Here is a 20,230-nt window from a genome sequence, read left to right as displayed (position 1 = left end):
GGCTAGTGTGTGGGCTGGTCTCGCGATAGCCCTTTGGGGGTTGTGGATGGCATGGGTGAATACTGACCACAGTAGATGCCCTCCTACGCGACGGATGAAGCATCCAGCCGATTCACCACAGCATAAGGTTACTTCGTATAATCCGGAGAACTAGAGGTTCTTCACTCTACTAGAAATGAGGGGTTGGGCATAACTACTCGTTTGCTCAACCCCTCATCATTTATTTATTAAATATTCTCCAGCTCAGCATTGCCGCTATTCGACACAGAACGCGCCTGCCACACCATCGCACCCAAATGTACTAGCAGGCCAAGAATCGGCCCCACATACAGGGCAAGAAGAGTGCGAGTCAGAAGAGGCAACGGCGACACCGCCACCACACAAGCAACTACAGCCGCCAGCACCCAACCAGCCACATACGACCGGTGCATATTCAACGCAATCACCAGCGACCCCGACAACACCAGAAGCGCCAGGAAAGCAGAAGCAAACACCAAAAGCGCAAGCACCGGAGAAGTCACCACCTGAGCGTACGCTCCAACCTCTGAAGGCTTCGGCGGGTAAAGCAGACCAAACAGCCACGGGCCCAGCACATAAGCCGCCGCAGCGCCCACAAGACCCACGCCCAACAGCGCACCAGCAGGCTTCGCAAAAGCACGCAACGGATGGTTCTGTTGCTTCAAGAAAGCAGACACCGCCACGCCCTGAAAAGCCTGCAAAGGAATCATAATCGGCGAGCGCGTAATCGAAATCGCCAGAATCAGAACCGCCAAAATAACCTGCTGTAGCGGGTCGTTTGAATCGATGCTAACGTTCAGCAGAAGCGGCAAGCCCATCATAAGAACCGCGTTAGCAGTCGACGACCCCATCGACAGCGTGTAGTTATACAGCAGACGGCCCGAGGAAACATCCGCACGAGAGCTAAAAACTCGCCGAGCTTCTGGAAGCAGAAGCACCATCAGCAGCCACAGAAGTACCGGAGAAACCGCTGCGGCTTCAAGACCGATTAGATGTGCAGAGACCAGACCGACCGCACAGATAGCTACGATACGCCAAATAGCGTCGAACCCCGACACACTCGCGAAGAGGTACCAGCTTTCCTGGCCAGCAGACGCACCATAGAGAGTCATGTGCATGGCGTAGAGGGCCACACCGGCACTCAGGAGCAGCACACCGCTAAACCCACTCAAAGGAATCTGGGCGGAAGCCCACAGAGGGCTCGTCACTAAGGTCAGCCCGCCCACAATAAGACCCACCAGAGCACCCACGGGTGCAATACGTGCACCAGTTTTACCGTCGCGGCGTGCAGTACCCACAGCGCGAGTAGCTTCCTGCTGGATACCTACCACCACACCGTAGAGGGCAAAAAGAAGCGACCAGAAGAGAAGGAACTCCGTCAGGCTTTCGCCCTCCAGAAACCGTTTCACAACAACGGTAATTCCTAGAGAAGATAGTGCAGCTAAACCGGACGATCCCAAAATTGCCATCGAATGACCACGAGTCATTTTCTTCGGCTGGGACTCTGCCGATGATTCCACGCTATCTCCGTTCTCTACTGGTCGCACCTATAGAATTGAAGTCTTTACTTTACGACGTGCTCAGCAAGGTTCTTAACACCCTGCCACTTCTTCGCCAGAGCCGCCTTCGGCAGCAGAGTCAGCGCGTGAGCACGCGAAGAGAAGCGAATACGAGCCACGCGAGCAGCCTTCGTCCAACCCAGGGCAGTCATCTCTTCAACCATGGTGTTGTAGTAGCGGCGCTCCTCCTCAAAGCGGGTACCCTCCAGGGCACGCCAGGACGAGTCAGAACCACCGTGACGGCGGTACATGAACGCAACCTGCGGGTCGTAGTACAGGGAGCCGCCGCGCATCGTAATGTCGAGGATCAGCGCCATGTCCTGGATAACGTTCAGGCCCTCACGGAAGCCGGTGCCCACGATAGCGTCCTTACGCCAGCCCAGGGAGGGGAAGTAGAACCACGCGCCGCGCAGCAGGGAGGTAGCCAGCTCCTCGCCCTTCAGCACAGCCTCGCCCTTGGGGCGGTAGAACGACTTAGTCTGCTCCACCAGGGTGTTCGACAGGCCGTTGTTCTCATCAATCACGACCACGCCGGGCTGGAAGATGGACGCCTCGGGGTGCTTAGCCGCCGCATCCACGAGCCACTGCACGTAGTTGGGGAGCATGACGTCGTCAGCACCCATGACGGTGACCAGTTCGTTCTCCACGAAGGTCAGGCACTTGCGGTAGTTCGCGTTCGCACCCAGGTTGGTTTCATTACGCATGTAGGTGATGCGCTCGTCCTTCAGCGACTCGAACCAGCCAGGAATCGAGTCGTCCGGGTAGCCATCATCGACAACAATCAGGCGCCAGTCCGGGTTGGTCTGACCGACCACAGACAGTACAGCCTGCTTCATCATGGCGACGTCGCCGTAGTAGGGGAACAGAATATCAACGGTCATAAGGTATTACTCCAGGTCAAAGGGGTAAAAAATACTAAAAGAAAATTATGGTTCCTACTGCTCGCCCCGTGCAGAGGATTTACGGCCTAAGCCAGATGCACCCTCCGGCTGCTCCTGAAGCGCCTTCAAAATGGCGACTTCCTCAGCCAGGATACGGGTCTTCTCCGACAGGCGCGACAGCTCCAGGGTCAGGTGAATACTGACGCCCATGAGCAAAAGAATCGACAGCAGGAACAACAGGTTCACCGGCAGGGCAACACCCACAAAGTCCGCCACACCGTTTAGCAGACTCGGGAAAGCGCCCAGCACGATAATGACCGCGCCGATAATCAGCCACAGGGCGGCGTACCGCTCCTTCATGCGCTGGTGACGCACCTGCACAATCACAAAGGCACACACCAGTACGGACAGAATGAGGAAAAAAACACTCGCGCTCATGATTACTTCTCCTCGGGGCGGCGGCTCACCGAAATGCCGTAGGCAAACAGTGAACGAACCAGATAGACAGCAGACTTCAGCGGACCGGAGGAGGGGGTACCTCCCTGACGTTCACGCATATTCACCGGCACCTGACGCACCTTCAAGCCATTGTTAATAGCCATGGCGGTGATGTCGATTGTGTCGCCCAAATATTCGGCGGGCAGGTTGCGGCAGTAGAAGTCGATGCCGCGGCGGTTAGCAATCTTAAAGCCGCTGGTCACGTCCGTGAACGGGGTGCCCGCCGAGCGGGTGAACAGGAACGATAGCAGGCCCATCGCCCACTTGCGTGGACCTGACACCTCATAGTCGGCAGCCCCCTCCGCAAAGCGGGAACCAATTACAATATCGTAGTCCTTGATTGCCTCAATCAGCGTGGGGATACTTTCGGGGTGGTGCTGACCATCCGAATCCACCTGCATGGCGTAGTCGTAACCCATGCGCTGCGCGTACTTGTAGCCGGTGCGCATGGCGGCACCCACGCCCATGTTGTAGGGCAGGTCAATCACAAAAGCACCCGCCTCACGAGCCACAGCGGAGGTGTTGTCGGTGGAGCCGTCATTGACCACCACCAGGTCCACGAAGGGCACCGTCTCCTGCAGCTCAGTAATAGTGCCGGGCAGTGCTTCTTCCTCGTTCCAGGCGGGCATAATCACCAGCGTACGAGGATACGTGTGGGGGGTAAGAGGCGATGTGGGAGAACCCATAGGGCAGCTACCCCTCCTAACGAATGTGTCTTACCGTGCGTGTGAAAGCCGGCATGCCCTAGTAGACATACCGACTTTCATCATATCAGTGGTTCCGCAGTATCTCAGATTTAGCGCCAGAATGCAGACCACTGCACGAATTTCTGCAGATGCGTGCACCCCCGTAGGAGCGCTGAGGCACCGTTTAGTTATCGCATTAGTTATCGCACGCGCTAATACGGTACAGAGTCATCGGACCCGAGGAGTACACCGGAGTCAGAACATCCGTATCGATAGCAGCCACGAGGCCGTCGTAGTTTTTCTGGGCGTCCGGGCCGAAGTTCAGCTGGTTCTCCAGGTGAACGTACCAGTGGGCCTTGTACTCGTTCACTTCGCGGCACACCTCCGGGTTTGTACGAGCGTCCTTGAGGTTGTGCATAATCGCCGAGTACTTGGGTGAGGTCTCAAACTCGAAGTGGTATCCCGTCAGGTGACGATCCGCCAGCGCGTAAATATAGGCGCTACCGTCCCAGGGGTTATTCACGATCACATCGTCCTTCGGTACGATCTTCGGGATTTCATTAATGACGTTCATCTCGTCCTGATTCAACACCACAGAGGTCGGGGTCAGGCGGTATTCACGAGAGACCGCCTGGGTCGTCTCCTGCACCGAAGGAACACGCGAAGAAAGACCAGCAACTACCAGTACCAGGATCATCGCGACACCCATGCCGATGGTCGCAACCTTCAAGCGTGCCGGGCGTGGTGCTCGGCGCGCAACCCAGGTAAGCAGACCTTCTACGAAGCCACCCAAGCCGATACCAGCTAGGATCACTGAGGGGAATACCACCAGAGCCGCCAGGCGGAAGTGGTCGGTGTACCAGGGGCCCACCATCAGCAGGCGGAACTCACCGCGCGGCACCGAGGCGGATACAATCCACAGGTAACCAATCAGCCCCCAGCTGGCAATCAGCCACAGGTTACGGCGCTTGTACAGCAGGTACCCCACACCCCACAGAACCAGGAAACCCGCCAAGTAGGAGGGATTAAACTTATCACCCAGCTGATTACCATTCTCCAGGCCCAGGAAGAGGAACTGATAGAGGGCCTCACCCTCGGTCAGAATCGGCGACCAAGTATTACTTGCAAACTCAGCGGGACGTAATACACGCCAGGCCCCTACACAACCAGCCAGGAAAGCCAGTAGCAGGATGGAACCCACCCATTTCTGTCGAGCAATCAACTCATGCGAACGCAGGACCTGCGCCACACCAGCCAGTAGCAGGGGTACAGCAAAGGCTGCGGCAGAAACCACCGCATTCGGATGCACCAGCGCCAGACCCGCAAGACCCACCAGGGAGGCTAAACCCAGCGATAGGGATGCCGAATACTCGCGGCGTACCATCACCTGTACCAGGTACACCATGAGTGCCACAAATGAAGGTAGCAGGGCATAGCCCAGCAGGTTCGGGAAAAGCACACCCCAGCGCAGTAGCAGGCCCGGGAAAGCCGCAAAACCGCAAATCATCGCCGGAATAGCTAGGGCCTGCAGGCGGCGCAGCTTCGGGATGCTCAGGCTCAGCGCCACCAGCGAGCAGGGCCACAAAATGCCGGAAGCCAGTAGCACGGTCACAATGGTGGCGGTCGCAATACTCGTACCCGTGGTGCTATAAATCAGGGACACAAAATCGTGCCAACCCGCCGGGTAAAACGTCGGCTCCTGGTTCGCAGCAGCGACTGCTCCAAGGGTCAGGCTGGAGGCATCGCCGTGCTCCTGAATCCAGCGAATCGCATTCATATGGAAGGAATTATCCAGGCTCTGCGAGAACGCCTCCGGACCATACACCATGTCCTCGGTCATATGCGTCACCAGGAACCCGCCCAGCACCGCACCCATCACGGGCCAGGTCACCGGAACATCGTTACCCGGCCAAGCCGCAGAGGTCAGGGCAGGCCAGCGGCGGCCCACCAGCCACATGAGACCAGCAGCCACAGCCACCATCACGGCAGCGACCGGCACAAAAGAAATCAGGCTCCACGGAATGCCGGTCTTACCCAGCACAATCGCAGAGACAGCCACCAGGGCAAAAGTCAGCAGCGGCGCATAAAAAACACGCAGACGCACAGGAACACGCAACGCCCAGCCCATCGCATAGCCGGGACCAAAAGCCAACACGACCGCAAAAAGTAGCAGCGGAATAGTTGCCAACCAGCTCATTAACCCTCTTCTCCCCACAGTTCACGCACCGAAAAACCCCTCAAATACGGGGCGCGGTGCGCTTTCGCGTACCAAGCAAGGATACCCTAGAGCCCTCTTCACCCCCGCAAAACCCCCAGAAGAGAGAGGGATAGCACCTCAATCATGTGTTGCAGGGCGCTGGTTGGGCTGTCTGTGTGAAGCTCCCATATGACGAAGAATATGACGTAATATTTCACGCCCTACGTCATGAAAGGTGCACCTAAGAAACATAGGGCAATAAATAAGGTGTTCAGCACCCATTAGCTTTACTCTGAAACATATCTCCCCTTAACAAAGGGTCGCCCAACGCATACACATCTGGACGACCCCTCAAACGCAGCCGCAGAAGAAAGGGTCGATCATGACCGAAACCATTGCAGCACAGGCACCCATCGCCGACACCTCCGAGCAGTTCAAGCTCGCCTTCGGCCACCAGCCCGCCGGCGTTGCCATCATCACCGCCACCGACGAAAACGGCGAACCCGCAGGCTTCACCGCCTCCTCGCTGACCTCCGTCGCCGCAGAACCGCCCATCATCGCCTTCTCCCTCAAGGCAAACAGCGGCTCCGCAGCAAAGATCGCGGCTGCTTCCTCCTTCCTCGTGCACATGCTCGACGCTGAGAATGTCACCCTCGCGAAGAACTTCGCAACCCACGACTACCCCCGCTTTGAGGACCCCAGCACCTGGGAATTCGTCCACACCGGTGAGCCCCTCGTCCACGGCGTGCGCCGCGTACTGCGCGCAACCCCGCTCAGCCGCGTTGAGGCAGGCCCCGCACTCGTCTTCACCGCGCAGGTTGAAGAGTTCATCCGCAACGACTGCGAAGGCACCCCGCTGGTCTACCACTCGCGCAACTTCCACGCGCTGGGCGACCACTCCAACGTGAACAACTACAGCATCTAACCCCGCGCAGGGGTCACGGGGCGGTATTCGACGACCATGAGGCGACGAATGCCGCCCCGCGGCGTACCCTGAACATAACAGCGCACGCGGCACATGACAGCGCACAGCATTACATTGCAGAAGGAATAGTTATGACGGCTCAGACCACCCAGCCCGCTTCCCTCCCCTGGCTCGAAAAGCTCATCGCGATTCCCACCATCTCCGGCAGCTCCAACCTGGAACTCATTGAGCTCATCGAAGCCGAGTTCGCCCGCTACGGTTACAGCGGCGTGCGCACCTACAACGAGGACGGCACCCGCGCCAACCTGCTGGTCACCGTCCCCGCAGCGGACGGCACCACCCGCGGCGGTGTTATTCTCTCCGGCCACACGGACGTCGTGCCCGTCGCCGGTCAGGACTGGGACGCCGACCCGTTCACCCTGCGCGTGGAGGGTACCCGCGCCTACGGCCGCGGTGTCTGCGATATGAAGGGCTTCCTCGCAGTCGCCCTCTGGCTGCTGCCGCGCGTTGCCGAGGCGAAGCTGCGCACTCCCCTGCACTTCGCGTTCTCCTACGACGAGGAAATCGGCTGCGTCGGTGCACCCTCCCTCATCGAGGAGTTCGTGGCGCGCGACCTCGCCCCCGACTACGCGATTGTGGGTGAGCCCTCCAGCATGCGCATCATCGACGCGCACAAGGGCGCGCACCGCGGCCGCGTCACCTTCACCGGCGTGCCCAAGCACGGTTCCCTCGCCACCCACGGCGTGAACGCGGTTGCTGCCGCTGGCGAGTTCATCACCTTCTTCACCGATATGGCGGACCAGTGGGAAGAAGAAGGTCCCTACGACGAGTCGTTCATCATCCCCCACTCCACCGGTAGCGTGAACCTGGCAAACGGCGGCCTGCAGTACAACATCGTCGCCGAGCAGGCGGTCGTGGAGTACGATGTGCGCACCCTGCCGCAGGTGACTACCGAGTCCTTCGTGGAGCGCATTGACCGCGAGATTTCCGAGGTGATTCTGCCCGATCTGCAGGCACGCGCCGCACGCGCGGAGAAGCTGACCGGCGCGGAGCCCGGTAGCCTCACCTCCCGCGTGGGTGTGAAGCATGAACTGCTCGCCGCCGTGCCTGGCCTCGGTACCGAAGACGATGCGCCCATCGTGCGCCTCGCCCACGAGTGGCTCGGCACCAACGACGCACCGCAGAAGGTCACCTACGGCACCGAAGCGGGCCAGTTCCAGCGCGCCGGCGTGCAGAGCATCATCTGCGGCCCCGGCGATATTGCGCAGGCGCACTCCCCGAACGAGTGGATTGAACTGGAGCAGCTGAGCGAATGTGAGCGCTTCTTCGAGGCGATTCTCGACTGGGCGAGCGCCAAGTAGCAGCCACATAGCAACCGTGTAGCGGCGTAGAACCCAGACCATGGCGGCTCATAAGAGCCGCACAAAAATTACAGAAAATGCCCGGGTACCTCATGCGGTGCCCGGGCATTTTTTGTGCTGATGGCGGGTAGTGAAGGTGGGGATTCAAGTGTTGGTTGAGCCATGGATTTAACGATCGGTTGAACTGTGGGTTTAAGTATGGGTTTATGGAATGAGTCCAAGGTGTGGACTATGCCTGTTTTTCCCCTCATCCACCACATTTATTTTTAAACGAAAAACCCGAAAAACCGCTTATGTCTAAGGGTGAAATAACACAAAAGTATTGTCTTCCAGGGGTATTCAAGGTTCCATAGATGCCAAAGGTTAAACACGCCACCCAGGCGACATAACCCACACAAAACCACACCTCCCTCACGCTCGGCACTGCGCACCCGACCGAATCCCGGTTTACCACCCGCAGTTCACTACCTGAAGGACACCCCGTGTACACCATCAGCCCCTACCTCGCCGAATTCCTCGGCACGCTCATCATGTGCACCATCGGCTGCGGCGTCATCGCCAACGTCGAACTTCGCCGGTCCAAAGGCCACGGCGACAACTTCTTCACCATCGCCTTCGGCTGGGGTTTCGCCGTCACCTTCGGCGTCTACGCCTCCCACGCCTACTCCGGCGGCCACCTCAACCCCGCTGTGTCTATCGGCCTGGCAGCGTTCGGCGAGTTCTCCTGGGAGAAGGTCCCCGGCTACATCATCGCCCAGGTACTCGGCGCAATGGTCGGCGCCGGACTGGTCTACCTCAACTACCTGCCGCACTGGAAAGCAACCGCCGACAAGAAGATTAAGCTCGGCGTTTTCGGCACCGTCCCCGCTATTCACAACTACTTCACCAACGCCCTCTCCGAAATGATCGGCACGTTCATGCTGGTCTTCTCGGCACTGTACACCGGCGTGAACTTCAAGCCGTCCATCAGCGGCGGTGTGGAACTCTCCCTCAACCTCAACGACGTGCTCAAGCCCCTCGCCTTCGGCTTCATGGTCACCGTACTCGTCATCGGCCTGGGCGGTCAGACCGGCTACGCCCTGAACCCCGCCCGTGACTTCGGTCCGCGCCTCATGCACGCCCTGCTGCCCATCCACGATAAGGGCTCCTCGCGCTGGTTCTACGCGTGGGTTCCGATCTGCGGCCCGATTGCCGGCGGTTTCATGGGTGGCGCATTCTTCAAGCTCTACTACGAGGGTCAGGTCAGCCCGTGGCTGTTCGTCTCTAGCGCCCTGGCGATTGTGGTTCTGCTCTTCGCGTGGTGGGCTAATAGCCACCTGTACCGTGCACCCAGCTCCGAGGTTATCCCCGAGTTTGAGGATACCCACGCTACCGCGGCGGCACGCGCGGCAACCTACACGCCGACCGGTTCCATGCCGATTCTGCTGCCCGAAGAGGTGAAGGGCAACCGTAGCACCCGCGTCGTCAACCAGGTGATTGAGGACGACTAGTCTTCCCGCCCGAGAACTTCCCTGTCTAGGGTTTCATCTAAAAACGGCGAACCCCTCATTTTCATAACCTGCACAATATCGGTCAGGTTATGAAAATGAGGGGTTCGTTGCGTCTACCTCACGGAAAAGCTTCGGAGGTGATGATGAGAAGTGCACCTTAAAAAGGTCCCAGCTTAGGCTTCAGCGTGGACATCATTCACCTCCAGCTGCCCAAAGAGAACCTCCATAGGACGCGACCGCACAGTCTGCACGAAGCCGTCCTGCGAGTTCCAAGCCTCAGGAGATAGCCGCTTCACGTTTACCTCATAGCCAAGCTTCTGCTCAGCATCATCGATAGCCTCATACAGCTTCTGCCGTGAAGGGGAGCCCACAACCAGCACATCAATATCGTTCGGCACGTGCCCAGCCACCCCAGAACGACGGCTAGCCCACGAGCCATAAATAGCGGCACCCTCAATATTGGAAACACCCTGCAAAGTATCCCGGAGCACCGGAACAGGACCATAAGTTACCAGAATCAACTGACGCATCGCCTGGCCCACCGGATTATCAACCTTGGCTTGCACCATACGGGTCCTACCAACATTCTGGACAGCCACCAAACCGGACTGTTCCAGACGATTCACCTCTCGGGAAACAGTCGGCAATGATGCACGTGTCGCATCAGCAATCTGTGACACCGTGTATTGCTGCTCAGGGTGAGAGAACAACAATGCCATCACTTCACCCTGCAGGTCGCTACGCAAGATAGGAAGGAGGCTAGGAGCAGATGTTTTCATAACATGAATTATATCAATCATGTTATGAAAACGTCTGGCGATCCGAGAATCTACTAGGCGGCGGTAGCCATTGCCAGCGCCCGGTCATGCTTAGCCGCGCGACGCTTCTGAATCGCGCGCACCACCCAGATGCAGACCGCACCGAGAACCGCGCCAGCAGTGTTATTCACAATGTCATCCACATCGAAAGTGCGGTAGGTGAAGCCCGCCAGGCCCCAGTTACCGGTCAACTGGCTCAACTCAATGAAGCTCGACAGCGCGAAGCCACTCAGCGCCGTGGCGCGCAGACCCCAGCGCAGGCAGCCCGCAGTAAAGAAGCCCAAGGGGATAAACATGGCGATATTGAAGAAGAGCTGCGCATACACGGTCGTTGCGAAGCGGCGCAGACCCATGCCGGCAGTCAGATCCCACGCCTGCTGCCAGCTCCAGCCCACATAGAAACGCGGGTAGTACAGCTCGGGGTTCGTGACGCTATTGGAAGAGCCAATCGGGGTCAGCGTCAGAGAAAGAATAGAAGCAAGGAACAGCGCAAAGGACGCGGTCAACAGGTACTGGCGGATGCTGTGCGCTCGACCGGTCTTCTTGGCGCGCAGGCGCATACCAATGAACCCGATGATAGAGAGTGCGACAGTAAGCGCCGCAATCTCGATGGCGAAGGTGCCAATCATGTGTTTACTGAGCAGTTCCTGCATGCCGTGTGTTCCTTAGGTCGTGAGAGTGAGTTATATGAACTCCACCTGCATATATGCCTGTTCTAACATATATTCTTGGTGGTATATAGCGGGTTACCGTTCATACCCGCCGCATATCGTTCACCACCAGTGTAAAAGACCGCTCTATGGCTCGCCCTAGGCGAAACTGTGAAAAAGCTGTACACACACCCACACACACCATGAGAACCACCACAGCTGGCGCGGTCAGTACAGAACATCCGGCGGGAACACCGGCGCAATATACCGACCAAACAGCAACACAAACAGCAACGCACCCGCCAGAGCTGCCACCATCGCACCCACAACCTGCACCAGCCACAGCATCAGGAACTTCACCATCTTGCCCTCAGAGCGGGCGGTCAGCGCCTCCACCATGGCGGTCGAAAACGTCGTAAACCCACCCAGCAGACCGGTCGTAATCACCGTGCACCAGAACGCCACCTGATCCGTGGCGTTATAGTGCACCCCCAGCGCGCGAGGATTAGACACCGGCATAATCAGCAGGCCGTACAGGAACGAGCCCACCAGGTTAATCACGAACACCGGGCTAATAATCGACGACTCCGTACGCAGGCGAGGCGACATCGCCTTATCCAAGAAGAAACGGGTCATCGCACCCAAACCGCCGCACAGGAAAACCATCAGAGCGAAAAACATTAGCGGCCCTCCTCAACATCACGGGCGGGCACCAAGCGGGACGCCACAAAACGACCCGTCAGCATGCCCGCCGCGGCGGCAACCAAACCACCCACCAGCAGCACCGCCACAGCCAGCATCATATATTGAGCATGCACCGTGTACGGCAGAAAAATCGTCTGCGCCAAAACCGCCGCAATCGACGAATACGTCGTATAGCCGCCCATCATGCCAGCACCAAAAAGCAGACGGAACGAATGAATCCGCTCCTCACCGTCACGGCGCGCGTAGGCGTTCCACACCATCGTCAGCAGGCCCAGCGTAAACGAACCCAGCAGGTTCGCCACCAGCACGCCGCCGGGAGTGTACACGCGGCACAGCGCACCCGTACCGCCTCCCAAAAAGACAAGAAAAGGGGCAGGCACACGGCTCAGAACGCCTCCTATCCACTGTCGGATACTCGCGCGGTTCCTCATCGCCGTGCACCTGCCCTTTCATCTCGTATTAGTCTTCAGAGTGCGCCGTGGCGCACAAACGCACACTAATACTTTACTCTGACCCGAGCTTGCCACCCGAGTCGGCGGCAGCAGACTCACGCTCGTGCTGAATATTCTCGCTCATCTTCTCACTCAGCGCGGCGCCCTCAACATCCATATTCGGAGTGAGGCGATCCAGCCACTTAGGCATCCACCACGCCTTATCGCCCAGCAGAGCCATAATCGCCGGGGTCAGCGTCATGCGCACAATGAACGCATCCACGAGCACACCGAACGCCAGACCGAAGCCCATCGGGCGGATCATTGTCGAATCAGCGAAGATGAAGCCACCAAACACTGAAATCATGATGATCGCGGCAGCCACCACCACACGCACCGCATGGTTGTAGCCGCTCACAATGGCGGTCGCCGCATCCTTGCCGTGCACGTACGCTTCACGCATGCCGGTCACCAGGAACATCTGGTAATCCATCGCAAGACCGAAAAGAATACCGATGAGCAGGGTCGGCAAGAAGGACAACACCGGACCCGGATGGTCCACGCCAAAGAGGGAGCTCATAAAGCCCAACTGGTAAATCGACACCACGGCGCCGAAGCTCGCCAGCACCGAGAAGAGGAAGCCCACCGAGGCAACCAGCGGAACCATAATCGAACGGAACACCAGGATCAGCACCAGGAAGGACAGCCCCATCACCACGCCCAGGTACAGGGGCAGCTTCTGCGCGAGCACCTCGGAGACGTCAATATTGCCGCTGGTCTGACCCGCAATGCCGAGAGACACCTCAGAGCCCTGAACCGGAACGGTCACGGCTCGCAGCTCGTGGACAAGCTCTTCAGTCTCCACAGAACTTGCACTGTGGGCAGGAATCACCTGGAAAATCATCAGGGTACGGTCATCGGTCATACCGCCGGGAACCACAGCCTGCACGTTCGCGCCGCCGCGCTCCTTCACCGCAGAGACGATATCAATCTGTGCCTGCTGAGCCTGCTCCTCGCTCATGTTCGCGGGCGTGTGCGCGACCGCAACCAGCGGGGCGCTCATGCCCTCACCGAACTTGTCCTTGACCAGCGCATACGACTTGTACGCGGCGCTATCGGAGGGGTAGTTTGAGGCGTCCGGCAGACCCAGGCGCATCTGAGACATAGGGGCGGCAACCGCCAGCAGCGCCAGCGTACCGGCCACCAGGGTCAGTAGCGGACGCGCCAGCACGAGGCGCAACCAGCCGTTCGGTTTCTCGGTGCGTTCGGCATCCTGCGCGCGGCGTTCCGCAATCTTCTGCGGGGTATCGATGGAAGCCCACAGCTTCTTCGACATGATTTTGGTACCCGCCAGGGACAGCACCGCCGGGGTGAGCGTCACCGCGATCAGGGCGGCAACAACCACGCAGAACGCGGCGGCATTACCCATCACGCCCAGGAAGGGAATACCGGTCACGTTCAGCGCCACGAGCGCAATAATCACGGTACTCGCCGCAAAAATCACGGCGTTACCGCTCGTGCCGTTCGCCAGAGCAATCGCCTGGACCTTCGGCATGCCATCCAGCAGGTTCGTGCGGTAGCGGTTCAGAATGAACAGCGAATAGTCGATACCGACCGCCAGACCAAGCATCAGACCCAGGGTGTAGGCGGTAGAACTCATCTCCACGACGGAGGAAAGCGAAAGCGTGCCGAGCACACCCACCACCACGCCCACCAGAGACATGAGAATCGGCAGGCCGGCAGCAACGAGAGTACCGAGCATAACCATGAGCACGATGAAGGCGATGACCATACCCGCAACCTCACCGGTGTGCGAGCCGCCGCCAAGCGCGGATTCACTCAGGTTCGCGTCGAACTGGACGGTCGCCCCGTGCAGGTTCGCCGACTCGAGATCGGACATGACCTTCTGCAATTCGGCGGACGGCACCTCGTAAATCTTCTTCTTAAACGAGACAGTCGCAATCGCCGTGGACTGATCCTCAGAGACCATACGGTAGCCGGCGGTGAAGTCGTAGAGCTTCTGCTGACGCTCCAGCTGCTCACGCTGTGCAGGCAGGTCACTCTCGGTCTTCTGAAGCTGGTTGCGCTGCTCGTCCAGCTTCTTCTTGCCCTCAGCCAGCTCGTCCTTCTTGGAGGCGATTTCTGCGCGACCCGCGTCAACCTGCTTCTGACTCTCGGCGAGAGTGTCGCGCTGCTGATTGAGCGCGTTCTGCTGCTCGGTCAGCTGCGCCTGCTGGGTGTTGAGCTGCTCCATCATGGCGGCGGGTGAGCCTGCCGCCTCCGCCTGGGCGTAGCCGTCCTTCAGCTGTGCCTGCGCATCGTCCAACTGCTTCTGCGCGTCGTCCAGCTGCTTTCGACCTGCGGTAATCTGCTCCTGCGAGTCGTCGAGCTTCTTCTCGTTGTCGGCAATCTGCTTCATGCCGCCCTCAAGCTGCGAGGTGGCGGCATTCAGCTGCTTTTTGCCGTCCTCGATCTGGGAGGGGGCGGCGTCAATCTTGGCGTGCGCCTCGTCGAGCTGGGTTTTCGCTTCTGCAAGCTTGGAGGTGGTGGTGAACGGGTCGGTGACCGCATCCACGGAGGGCACCTCGCTGGGCAGTGCGCTCAGTGCGGCGGAGAATGCCTGCTTCTGTTCTTCGGTGAGGGCGGTGCCGTCGCCGGTGGTGATAATGATCTGGCCGGAGCCGCGGTTGGCGCTCGGGAAGCGCTGTGCGAGCTCGTCGGAGAGCTGCTGGGTCTGCGTTCCGGGCATGGTGAAGGTGTTGCTGAGCTTGCCGTGGAACGCGGTGTAGGCACCCGCTACACCGGCAATGATGAGTACCCAGGCAAGGATGACAGCCCAGGCACGGCGGGCGGCGGCTTCACCGATGCGGTAGAGCCATGTAGCCATGAATTATTCCTTTGAAGTTGAGTGAGTGAAGAGTTTGGTGCGTTGGGTGCGTGTGAATACGGTGGTTGCCCTGTACTGCGATTGCTGTGCCCTGTTTTTGGGCAAAAAACACCCCGCTTCGGGCACCTGCAGGTGAGGTGCCCGAAGCGAGAGTTTTTGAGCGTGAACGCTTTGGGGCTTAGCTTGCGAATTCGCCCTGGACCAGACGGCCCAGGTAGTCGAGTGCCTCGAGTACGCACTGGCGCATCGCTTCGATGGCGAGTGCTTCGGGGTGGGTGCCTTCGGGGGCTTCCGCTGCGACCTTGGCGGTTACTTCTTCGGCGCGGGTGAGGTAGTAGTAGACGCCTTCACCGATGGTTTCGGAGAGGTTGGAGGCGAAGACTGCCACGCGCAGGTAGGGCAGGTCGGGGTATGCCTCGAGGTACTGCTCGAGGAAGATGTCGTAGGTGCGCTCGAGGATGACGTGCGAGTATTCCTCGAACTTTGCGGGGCTGTCCATTTCGAGGGCGTAGAGCAGGTGTGCGAAGGGTGCGATGTACTCTTCGAGGGTGTTGCTCATGAAGACGTTGCGGGCGATGGAGAGCATTTCGGCTTCCATGCTTGCGTTTTCGCCGGAGATGCTGAAGTCGCATTCTTCGAAGATGCGGTTGAAGTACTGGTTCATGCGGGTGACCAGCACGTCGTCTACGGAGGCGAAGTGGTTGAAGATGGTGCGGCGGGAGACGCCGGCGCGTTCTGCGAGTGCTTCTGCGTTGAGGGCGCCGTAGCCGCCCTCGAGGATGAGGGATTCTGCTGCCTCAACGATTGCGATGCGGTTCTCTGCCTTGCGGGCGGAACGCTTGTCCGTGATGTTTGCGGGGGATTCAACAAGATTAGCCATGTTTTTTACAATACGCGCATTGTTTCACCGAGGGTAACTATTTTGGGGTTAGATTGACCACATATTTGCACTCAAGGCAATAAACTTGAAGTGCAGATTTAATCTTTACTCAACAAGCAATTTAGTGTTTTAGCACGTCAGGGCGCTATAACACCCCAAAAACGCGCACCAAGGGGCGGGGTATGCACAACACACCCCACCCCCTCGAGCACTCACCCGGCTACCCGCTCAGCGAGCCGCTCAGCAAGCCACCGAGCAGGCGCATTAGGCGCGCGCCGCCTCCAAAGGCAGACGCACCGTAAAGACCGTATGCCCAGGCTGACTCTGCACCTGAATCGAACCGCCGTGCGCCTGCACAATCGCCTGCACAATTGCCAGCCCCAGACCGGTGGTTCCATCCGAACCCGAACGCGCCTTATCGGCACGGGTGAAGCGGTCAAAAATCTTCGGCAAGAAGTCCGGGGCAATACCCGGGCCATTATCGGTCACGGTCACCACGGCTTCACGGCGTGCAGCATCCACCGACAGGCCCGCGGTGACGCGCGTACCCTCATCGGTGTGCTTGCGAGCATTCGAGAGCAGGTTCAAGATCACGCGCTGAATCTGGGAGCGATCGGCAACAACCTCAACCGGCTCGTCGGGCAGGTTCAGGTGCCATTCGTGGGTGCGCGCTGCCGCCTGCATGTCGGAGGTGCATTCAAGCACCAGCTCGGTCAGGTCAACCTGCTCCAGCTTGGGTTCGCGACCCTCGTCCAGGCGGGCAAGGGTCAGAAGATCCTCCACGAGGCGTGACATACGTTCGGTCTGCGAATCAATACGCGCCAGGGAGGACTGGCCGGATTCGCTGAGCGGCTCGGTCCAGCGGAGCATATCGGAGTACCCCTTAATGGCGGCAAGGGGCGTGCGCAGCTCGTGGGAGGCGTCCGCAATAAAGGCGCGAATCTGGTGTTCGGTGCGTTCGCGCACCTCCAGGGCGGAGTTCACGTTATCGAGCAGCTGATTGAGGGCGTAGCCTACGGCACCGACTTCAGTGCGCGGGTCGGAATCTTTCGGATCCACGCGCACCGCCGAGGAGATGGTGTGCTCTTCCAGGTCCAGGTGCGCCACATCGGTTGCCACCGCGGAGACTCGCTCCAGGGGCTTCATGGTGCCACGAATAATGTAGGAGCCCGCCACGCCGGCGCCGACCATCACGGCAATGGAACCGAGGGCTACCACAATCACGAAGATGGTGAGGGTCTGCTGTACATTGGCGAGCGGAATACCAACCACCTGGGCGTCAGCGCTGCTATTAGCCTTCGGGGTGATTTTGATGAGGTACAGGCCGGATTCCAGTTTGACCTCTCGGACTTCTTCTTTGGTGGCGTTCAGCGCCATGGTTCCGAGGGTTACCTGGTCGTTGGCGGAGAGGGTTTGTACGGTGCCGTCCTTACCGAGCTTGCTGGCGACTTCCACAGCACCTTCGGACTCGACACAGGTAATGATGGTTCCGGACGCCTGACCGGGTGCGAAAAGGGAGCTACTCTTCTGCAGGTCGCTGCAGTCCACTTCTTCTCGCTTGCCGTCTCGAGAAGTTGGCTGCACTACACGGTGGCTGGTTTCTTTGAGGTCGCTTTGTGCCTGCTGGTAGAGGGAGTTCTGCAGGGTCACGTAGGTGGACAGGCCAATAATGAGGCAGGCGATGCCGAGGGCTGCCACGAGGATTGCGATAAGACGTGAACGAAGGTGGGGTACGTACCCGAGTTCTTCCGGGGATGCTTCGGGATTCCTCATGCTCTTCCAGGCGGCGCGTAGGCGCACGAAGAAGTTCCCCGGCGAGCGCGTGGCGCCGTCTCGTGCGGGGGTACCCGCGCGCAGGGGGCGGGTTGCTTCGTTATCCAGGGAGGCGGGGTCACCGGGTGAGTAGGAGCCCACGAGCATCCTTTCTTTCTATATTCGAAATACGGAATATAACTGATATGGCGCGGTATAACCGGGTGTTATACCGCGCCATATGAAGAGCAGAGAATAAACTTAGACAGCGGGACGCAGCACGTAACCGGCACCGCGCACGGTGTGAATCATCGGTTCGCGACCCACGTCAATCTTCTTACGCAGATAGGAGATGTACAGCTCCACAATATTTGCCTGACCACCGAAATCGTAGTTCCAGACATTATCAAGAATCTGACTCTTGGAGACCACGCGCTTCGCGTTCTCCATGAGGTAGCGCAGCAGGTCGAACTGAGTCGCGGTGAGGTTAATCTGCTCGCCACCGCGGGTGACCTCACGGGTATCCTGGTTCAACACCAGGTCGCCAACGACCAACTCAGCATCGTCAATGGCGGCAACACCGGAACGCTGCACCAGGCGGTGCAGGCGAATCATGACCTCTTCCATGGAGAAGGGCTTAGTCACGTAGTCATCCGCACCTGCGGCAAGGCCCTCAATACGGTTATCCACCGAGTCCTTAGCGGTCAGGAAGAGGCAGGGAACCTCGGGGTAGAACTTACGGATACGGGAGAGCAGCTCCAGTCCGTCGAAGCCGGGCATCATAATATCCAGCACGAGCACATCGGGGCGCCAATCGCGGGCAATCGCGAGTGCGGAGGGACCGTCACCTGCGGACTGCACATCCCAGCCGATCATTTTCAGACCCATGCTGACGAGTTCTTTGAGCATCTCCTCATCGTCAACGACGAGGGCGCGGATGGGACTACCGTCCGGGTGCTCTAGCGCGGGAAGGTTCTTTGCGATTTCGGTTGCTTTGCTGCTCATGTGGTTAAGAGTATCGCGATTTAGGGTTCACGGTGGGTCGGGAGCCAGTTTTCAGCCGCAAACTTATGGAATGCTTGCCCGCGTCACAGCTGGGGCACAGTTTCGCGCCGCCCATTATCCCAACCACGCGCGTTACCCCTTCTATACGGGTTCAATCTTTCGGTAAAATTTGTAGTAGCTTAGGTGATACTCAATCGCCTTTTATTGTTTCAGTGTGCCACCCCGACACAGGCGCCCCGACACCCGCAGAGGAGGACACATGCGCATTAGCCGTATCTATAACAACAATGTTGTCCTCACGGTGGATCATTACGGCAAGGAGTCCGTGATGATTGGTCGCGGCATTGCTTTTGGTAAGCGTAAGGGTCAGCTGATTGACCCGTCTGCGGTGGAGCAGACGTTTGTGCCGGAGCAGGGCATGTCGGGTGAGCGTTTGAGCATGACTCTGTCTGAGATTCCGGCGGAGATTCTGTCGATTGCCACGCTTTTGGAGTCGAAGGTGCGCGCCGAGGGTGCACTGGAGCTGTCGAACTCATTTATTCTTCCGCTGGCTGATCACCTGCACTATGCGGTGGTTCGTGCGCGTGACGGGGTGCGGGTGCAGTATCCGCTCGCCCCGGAGGTGACTGTCCTCTACCCGCGCGAGGTGGAGTACGGCCGCACGGTTTTGGAAATGGTTCGCGAGCGCCTGCAGGTTGAACTGGACCCGAACGAGGCTATCCCCCTGGCGTTGCACCTGGTCAACGCGCAATTTGCGACGGCGGATATGTCTCAGGCATTCCGCATGACCGAGGTTTTCGCGCAGGTTTTTGAAATTATTGAGGCAAGCTACGAGCGGAAGATCGACCCGGATTCGATGAGTGCGGCACGTTTTGTGACGCACCTGCGGTACCTGTTTGTGCGGGCGAGCCGCGCCTCCGCGAATCGCGCGGAGGATGCAGATGAGGTGTCGCAGCCGAGTTTGTTGGCGGCTCTTCGTGAGGATGCACCGCGCGCCTACGCGTGTGCGCAGAAGGTTTTGTTGGTACTGCAGATGCAGCTGAAGCAGAGCCTGACTCGTGATGAGTTGACGTATTTGACGATTCATATTGCGCGTCTGGCGCGGGATATGTGGGGCATTAACGCGTAGCGCATGTTCGATAGAAAGCGACCGGGAGGGTTCCCGGTCGCTTTTTCTATGCCGCGAAATCTGCGCCTCAGAATCCCGGTGAGGGGTTCGGATGGGGAATCGGGGAGTGAAGAATCTGGGAGTGAGGATTCTAGAGGGGTGATGCCGGGCGGAACGTGGCCGTTAAAGGTGGGTTGCTATTTATATATACAACCTGTCACTAAATTGTCGTTTTCCCGGGTTTTCCTTCGCGCGTTAGCGCGTCGATTTAAATTTTGAAATGACGGTTTATAGCGGCATATTCCAGAAATACCATTCTGTGGACAGACCGCAGGAAAATGTTGGTTTTTTATAAATCCCACATCTTTTGATCCGTGCA

17 protein-coding genes are annotated in these 20,230 nt (G+C 58.7%); 4 read left to right on the top strand and 13 right to left on the bottom strand.

Features of this window, described 5'->3' with window-relative positions; genetic code table 11:
• Nucleotides 1-227: 227 nt before the first annotated feature.
• The 5 genes from HMPREF2845_RS00405 to HMPREF2845_RS00385 form a co-directional block, all read right to left on the bottom strand.
• A complete protein-coding gene (locus tag HMPREF2845_RS00405) occupies nt 228-1,427 on the bottom strand; it encodes a hypothetical protein (protein WP_239664268.1) in 1,200 nt (399 codons plus the stop codon).
• A gap of 155 nt (nt 1,428-1,582) precedes the next feature.
• Nucleotides 1,583-2,458 (bottom strand): glycosyltransferase family 2 protein, encoded by an 876-nt coding sequence (locus HMPREF2845_RS00400; RefSeq protein WP_070633574.1) that lies wholly within the window; start codon nt 2,456-2,458, stop codon nt 1,583-1,585.
• A gap of 54 nt (nt 2,459-2,512) precedes the next feature.
• Nucleotides 2,513-2,896, bottom strand: coding sequence for a DUF2304 domain-containing protein (locus tag HMPREF2845_RS00395; protein WP_049345954.1), 384 nt, complete (start codon nt 2,894-2,896; stop codon nt 2,513-2,515).
• A 2-nt stretch (nt 2,897-2,898) separates the two neighbouring features.
• Nucleotides 2,899-3,642: a glycosyltransferase family 2 protein gene (locus tag HMPREF2845_RS00390; protein WP_049345957.1), complete on the bottom strand. Its 744-nt coding sequence runs from the start codon at nt 3,640-3,642 to the stop codon at nt 2,899-2,901.
• A 196-nt stretch (nt 3,643-3,838) separates the two neighbouring features.
• Nucleotides 3,839-5,839: a DUF6541 family protein gene (locus tag HMPREF2845_RS00385; RefSeq protein ID WP_049345958.1), complete on the bottom strand. Its 2,001-nt coding sequence runs from the start codon at nt 5,837-5,839 to the stop codon at nt 3,839-3,841.
• Between the two features lie 382 nt (nt 5,840-6,221).
• On the opposite strand from HMPREF2845_RS00385, the gene HMPREF2845_RS00380 reads away from it, so the two are divergent.
• The 3 genes from HMPREF2845_RS00380 (at nt 6,222) to HMPREF2845_RS00370 (ending at nt 9,615) form a co-directional block, all read left to right on the top strand.
• Entirely contained in the window at nt 6,222-6,764 is a 543-nt protein-coding gene (locus HMPREF2845_RS00380) for a flavin reductase family protein (RefSeq protein WP_049340082.1), read from the top strand.
• Between the two features lie 131 nt (nt 6,765-6,895).
• Nucleotides 6,896-8,125, top strand: coding sequence for an acetylornithine deacetylase (gene argE / locus HMPREF2845_RS00375; protein WP_049362477.1), 1,230 nt, complete (start codon nt 6,896-6,898; stop codon nt 8,123-8,125).
• A gap of 482 nt (nt 8,126-8,607) precedes the next feature.
• On the top strand, nt 8,608-9,615 hold the full coding sequence (locus HMPREF2845_RS00370) for an MIP/aquaporin family protein (RefSeq protein ID WP_070633572.1): 1,008 nt from the start codon (nt 8,608-8,610) through the stop codon (nt 9,613-9,615).
• 173 nt (nt 9,616-9,788) lie between these two features.
• On the opposite strand, the gene HMPREF2845_RS09175 is transcribed toward HMPREF2845_RS00370, so the two are convergent.
• The 8 genes from HMPREF2845_RS09175 to HMPREF2845_RS00330 all read right to left on the bottom strand — a co-directional run bounded on the left by HMPREF2845_RS09175 (nt 9,789) and on the right by HMPREF2845_RS00330 (nt 18,743).
• Nucleotides 9,789-10,334: an ArsR family transcriptional regulator gene (locus HMPREF2845_RS09175; protein WP_049352282.1), complete on the bottom strand. Its 546-nt coding sequence runs from the start codon at nt 10,332-10,334 to the stop codon at nt 9,789-9,791.
• A gap of 113 nt (nt 10,335-10,447) precedes the next feature.
• A complete protein-coding gene (locus tag HMPREF2845_RS00360) occupies nt 10,448-11,086 on the bottom strand; it encodes a VanZ family protein (RefSeq protein WP_070633571.1) in 639 nt (212 codons plus the stop codon).
• A 225-nt stretch (nt 11,087-11,311) separates the two neighbouring features.
• A complete protein-coding gene (locus tag HMPREF2845_RS00355) occupies nt 11,312-11,764 on the bottom strand; it encodes a fluoride efflux transporter FluC (RefSeq protein WP_005504159.1) in 453 nt (150 codons plus the stop codon).
• Nucleotides 11,764-12,168 (bottom strand): fluoride efflux transporter FluC, encoded by a 405-nt coding sequence (locus tag HMPREF2845_RS00350; RefSeq protein WP_239662311.1) that lies wholly within the window; start codon nt 12,166-12,168, stop codon nt 11,764-11,766. Before HMPREF2845_RS00350 ends, HMPREF2845_RS00355 begins: the two co-directional genes overlap by 1 nt.
• Before the next feature lie 124 nt (nt 12,169-12,292).
• A complete protein-coding gene (locus HMPREF2845_RS00345; protein WP_070633569.1) occupies nt 12,293-15,106 on the bottom strand; it encodes an MMPL family transporter in 2,814 nt (937 codons plus the stop codon).
• A gap of 178 nt (nt 15,107-15,284) precedes the next feature.
• Nucleotides 15,285-15,986 carry a TetR/AcrR family transcriptional regulator gene (locus HMPREF2845_RS00340; protein ID WP_049357527.1) on the bottom strand — a complete coding sequence of 234 codons (702 nt, stop codon included), beginning with the start codon at nt 15,984-15,986 and terminating at the stop codon, nt 15,285-15,287.
• Between the two features lie 264 nt (nt 15,987-16,250).
• Nucleotides 16,251-17,906, bottom strand: a complete 1,656-nt coding sequence (locus HMPREF2845_RS00335; protein ID WP_246824574.1) for a sensor histidine kinase — start codon at nt 17,904-17,906, stop codon at nt 16,251-16,253.
• Nucleotides 17,907-17,999: 93 nt separating this feature from the next.
• Entirely contained in the window at nt 18,000-18,743 is a 744-nt protein-coding gene (locus HMPREF2845_RS00330) for a response regulator transcription factor (protein ID WP_049345979.1), read from the bottom strand.
• A 259-nt stretch (nt 18,744-19,002) separates the two neighbouring features.
• Here HMPREF2845_RS00330 and HMPREF2845_RS00325 point away from each other — a divergent pair, with 259 nt between their 5' ends.
• Nucleotides 19,003-19,872, top strand: a complete 870-nt coding sequence (locus HMPREF2845_RS00325; protein ID WP_049345980.1) for a PRD domain-containing protein — start codon at nt 19,003-19,005, stop codon at nt 19,870-19,872.
• The last annotated feature ends 358 nt before the right edge of the window (nt 19,873-20,230 follow it).

Source organism: Rothia sp. HMSC065B04 (assembly GCF_001812285.1).
GTDB classification, from domain to species: Bacteria; Actinomycetota; Actinomycetes; order Actinomycetales; family Micrococcaceae; genus Rothia; species Rothia mucilaginosa.
Note: the sequence above shows the minus strand (reverse complement) of the source record. Positions and strands in the feature narration are given on the sequence as shown.

Bases quoted from the DNA above. Each gene is read 5' to 3' on its own strand.
- HMPREF2845_RS09175 (WP_049352282.1), bottom strand. From the start codon at position 10,334: ATGGCATTGTTGTTCTCTCACCCTGAGCAGCAATACACGGTGTCACAG.
- HMPREF2845_RS00345 (WP_070633569.1), bottom strand. From the start codon at position 15,106: ATGGCTACATGGCTCTACCGCATCGGTGAAGCCGCCGCCCGCCGTGCC.
- HMPREF2845_RS00385 (WP_049345958.1), bottom strand. From the start codon at position 5,839: ATGAGCTGGTTGGCAACTATTCCGCTGCTACTTTTTGCGGTCGTGTTG.
- argE (WP_049362477.1), top strand. From the start codon at position 6,896: ATGACGGCTCAGACCACCCAGCCCGCTTCCCTCCCCTGGCTCGAAAAG.
- HMPREF2845_RS00380 (WP_049340082.1), top strand. From the start codon at position 6,222: ATGACCGAAACCATTGCAGCACAGGCACCCATCGCCGACACCTCCGAG.
- HMPREF2845_RS00325 (WP_049345980.1), top strand. From the start codon at position 19,003: ATGCGCATTAGCCGTATCTATAACAACAATGTTGTCCTCACGGTGGAT.
- HMPREF2845_RS00360 (WP_070633571.1), bottom strand. From the start codon at position 11,086: ATGCAGGAACTGCTCAGTAAACACATGATTGGCACCTTCGCCATCGAG.
- HMPREF2845_RS00330 (WP_049345979.1), bottom strand. From the start codon at position 18,743: ATGAGCAGCAAAGCAACCGAAATCGCAAAGAACCTTCCCGCGCTAGAG.
- HMPREF2845_RS00400 (WP_070633574.1), bottom strand. From the start codon at position 2,458: ATGACCGTTGATATTCTGTTCCCCTACTACGGCGACGTCGCCATGATG.
- HMPREF2845_RS00355 (WP_005504159.1), bottom strand. From the start codon at position 11,764: ATGTTTTTCGCTCTGATGGTTTTCCTGTGCGGCGGTTTGGGTGCGATG.
- HMPREF2845_RS00395 (WP_049345954.1), bottom strand. From the start codon at position 2,896: ATGAGCGCGAGTGTTTTTTTCCTCATTCTGTCCGTACTGGTGTGTGCC.
- HMPREF2845_RS00340 (WP_049357527.1), bottom strand. From the start codon at position 15,986: ATGGCTAATCTTGTTGAATCCCCCGCAAACATCACGGACAAGCGTTCC.
- HMPREF2845_RS00390 (WP_049345957.1), bottom strand. From the start codon at position 3,642: ATGGGTTCTCCCACATCGCCTCTTACCCCCCACACGTATCCTCGTACG.
- HMPREF2845_RS00335 (WP_246824574.1), bottom strand. From the start codon at position 17,906: ATGCTCGTGGGCTCCTACTCACCCGGTGACCCCGCCTCCCTGGATAAC.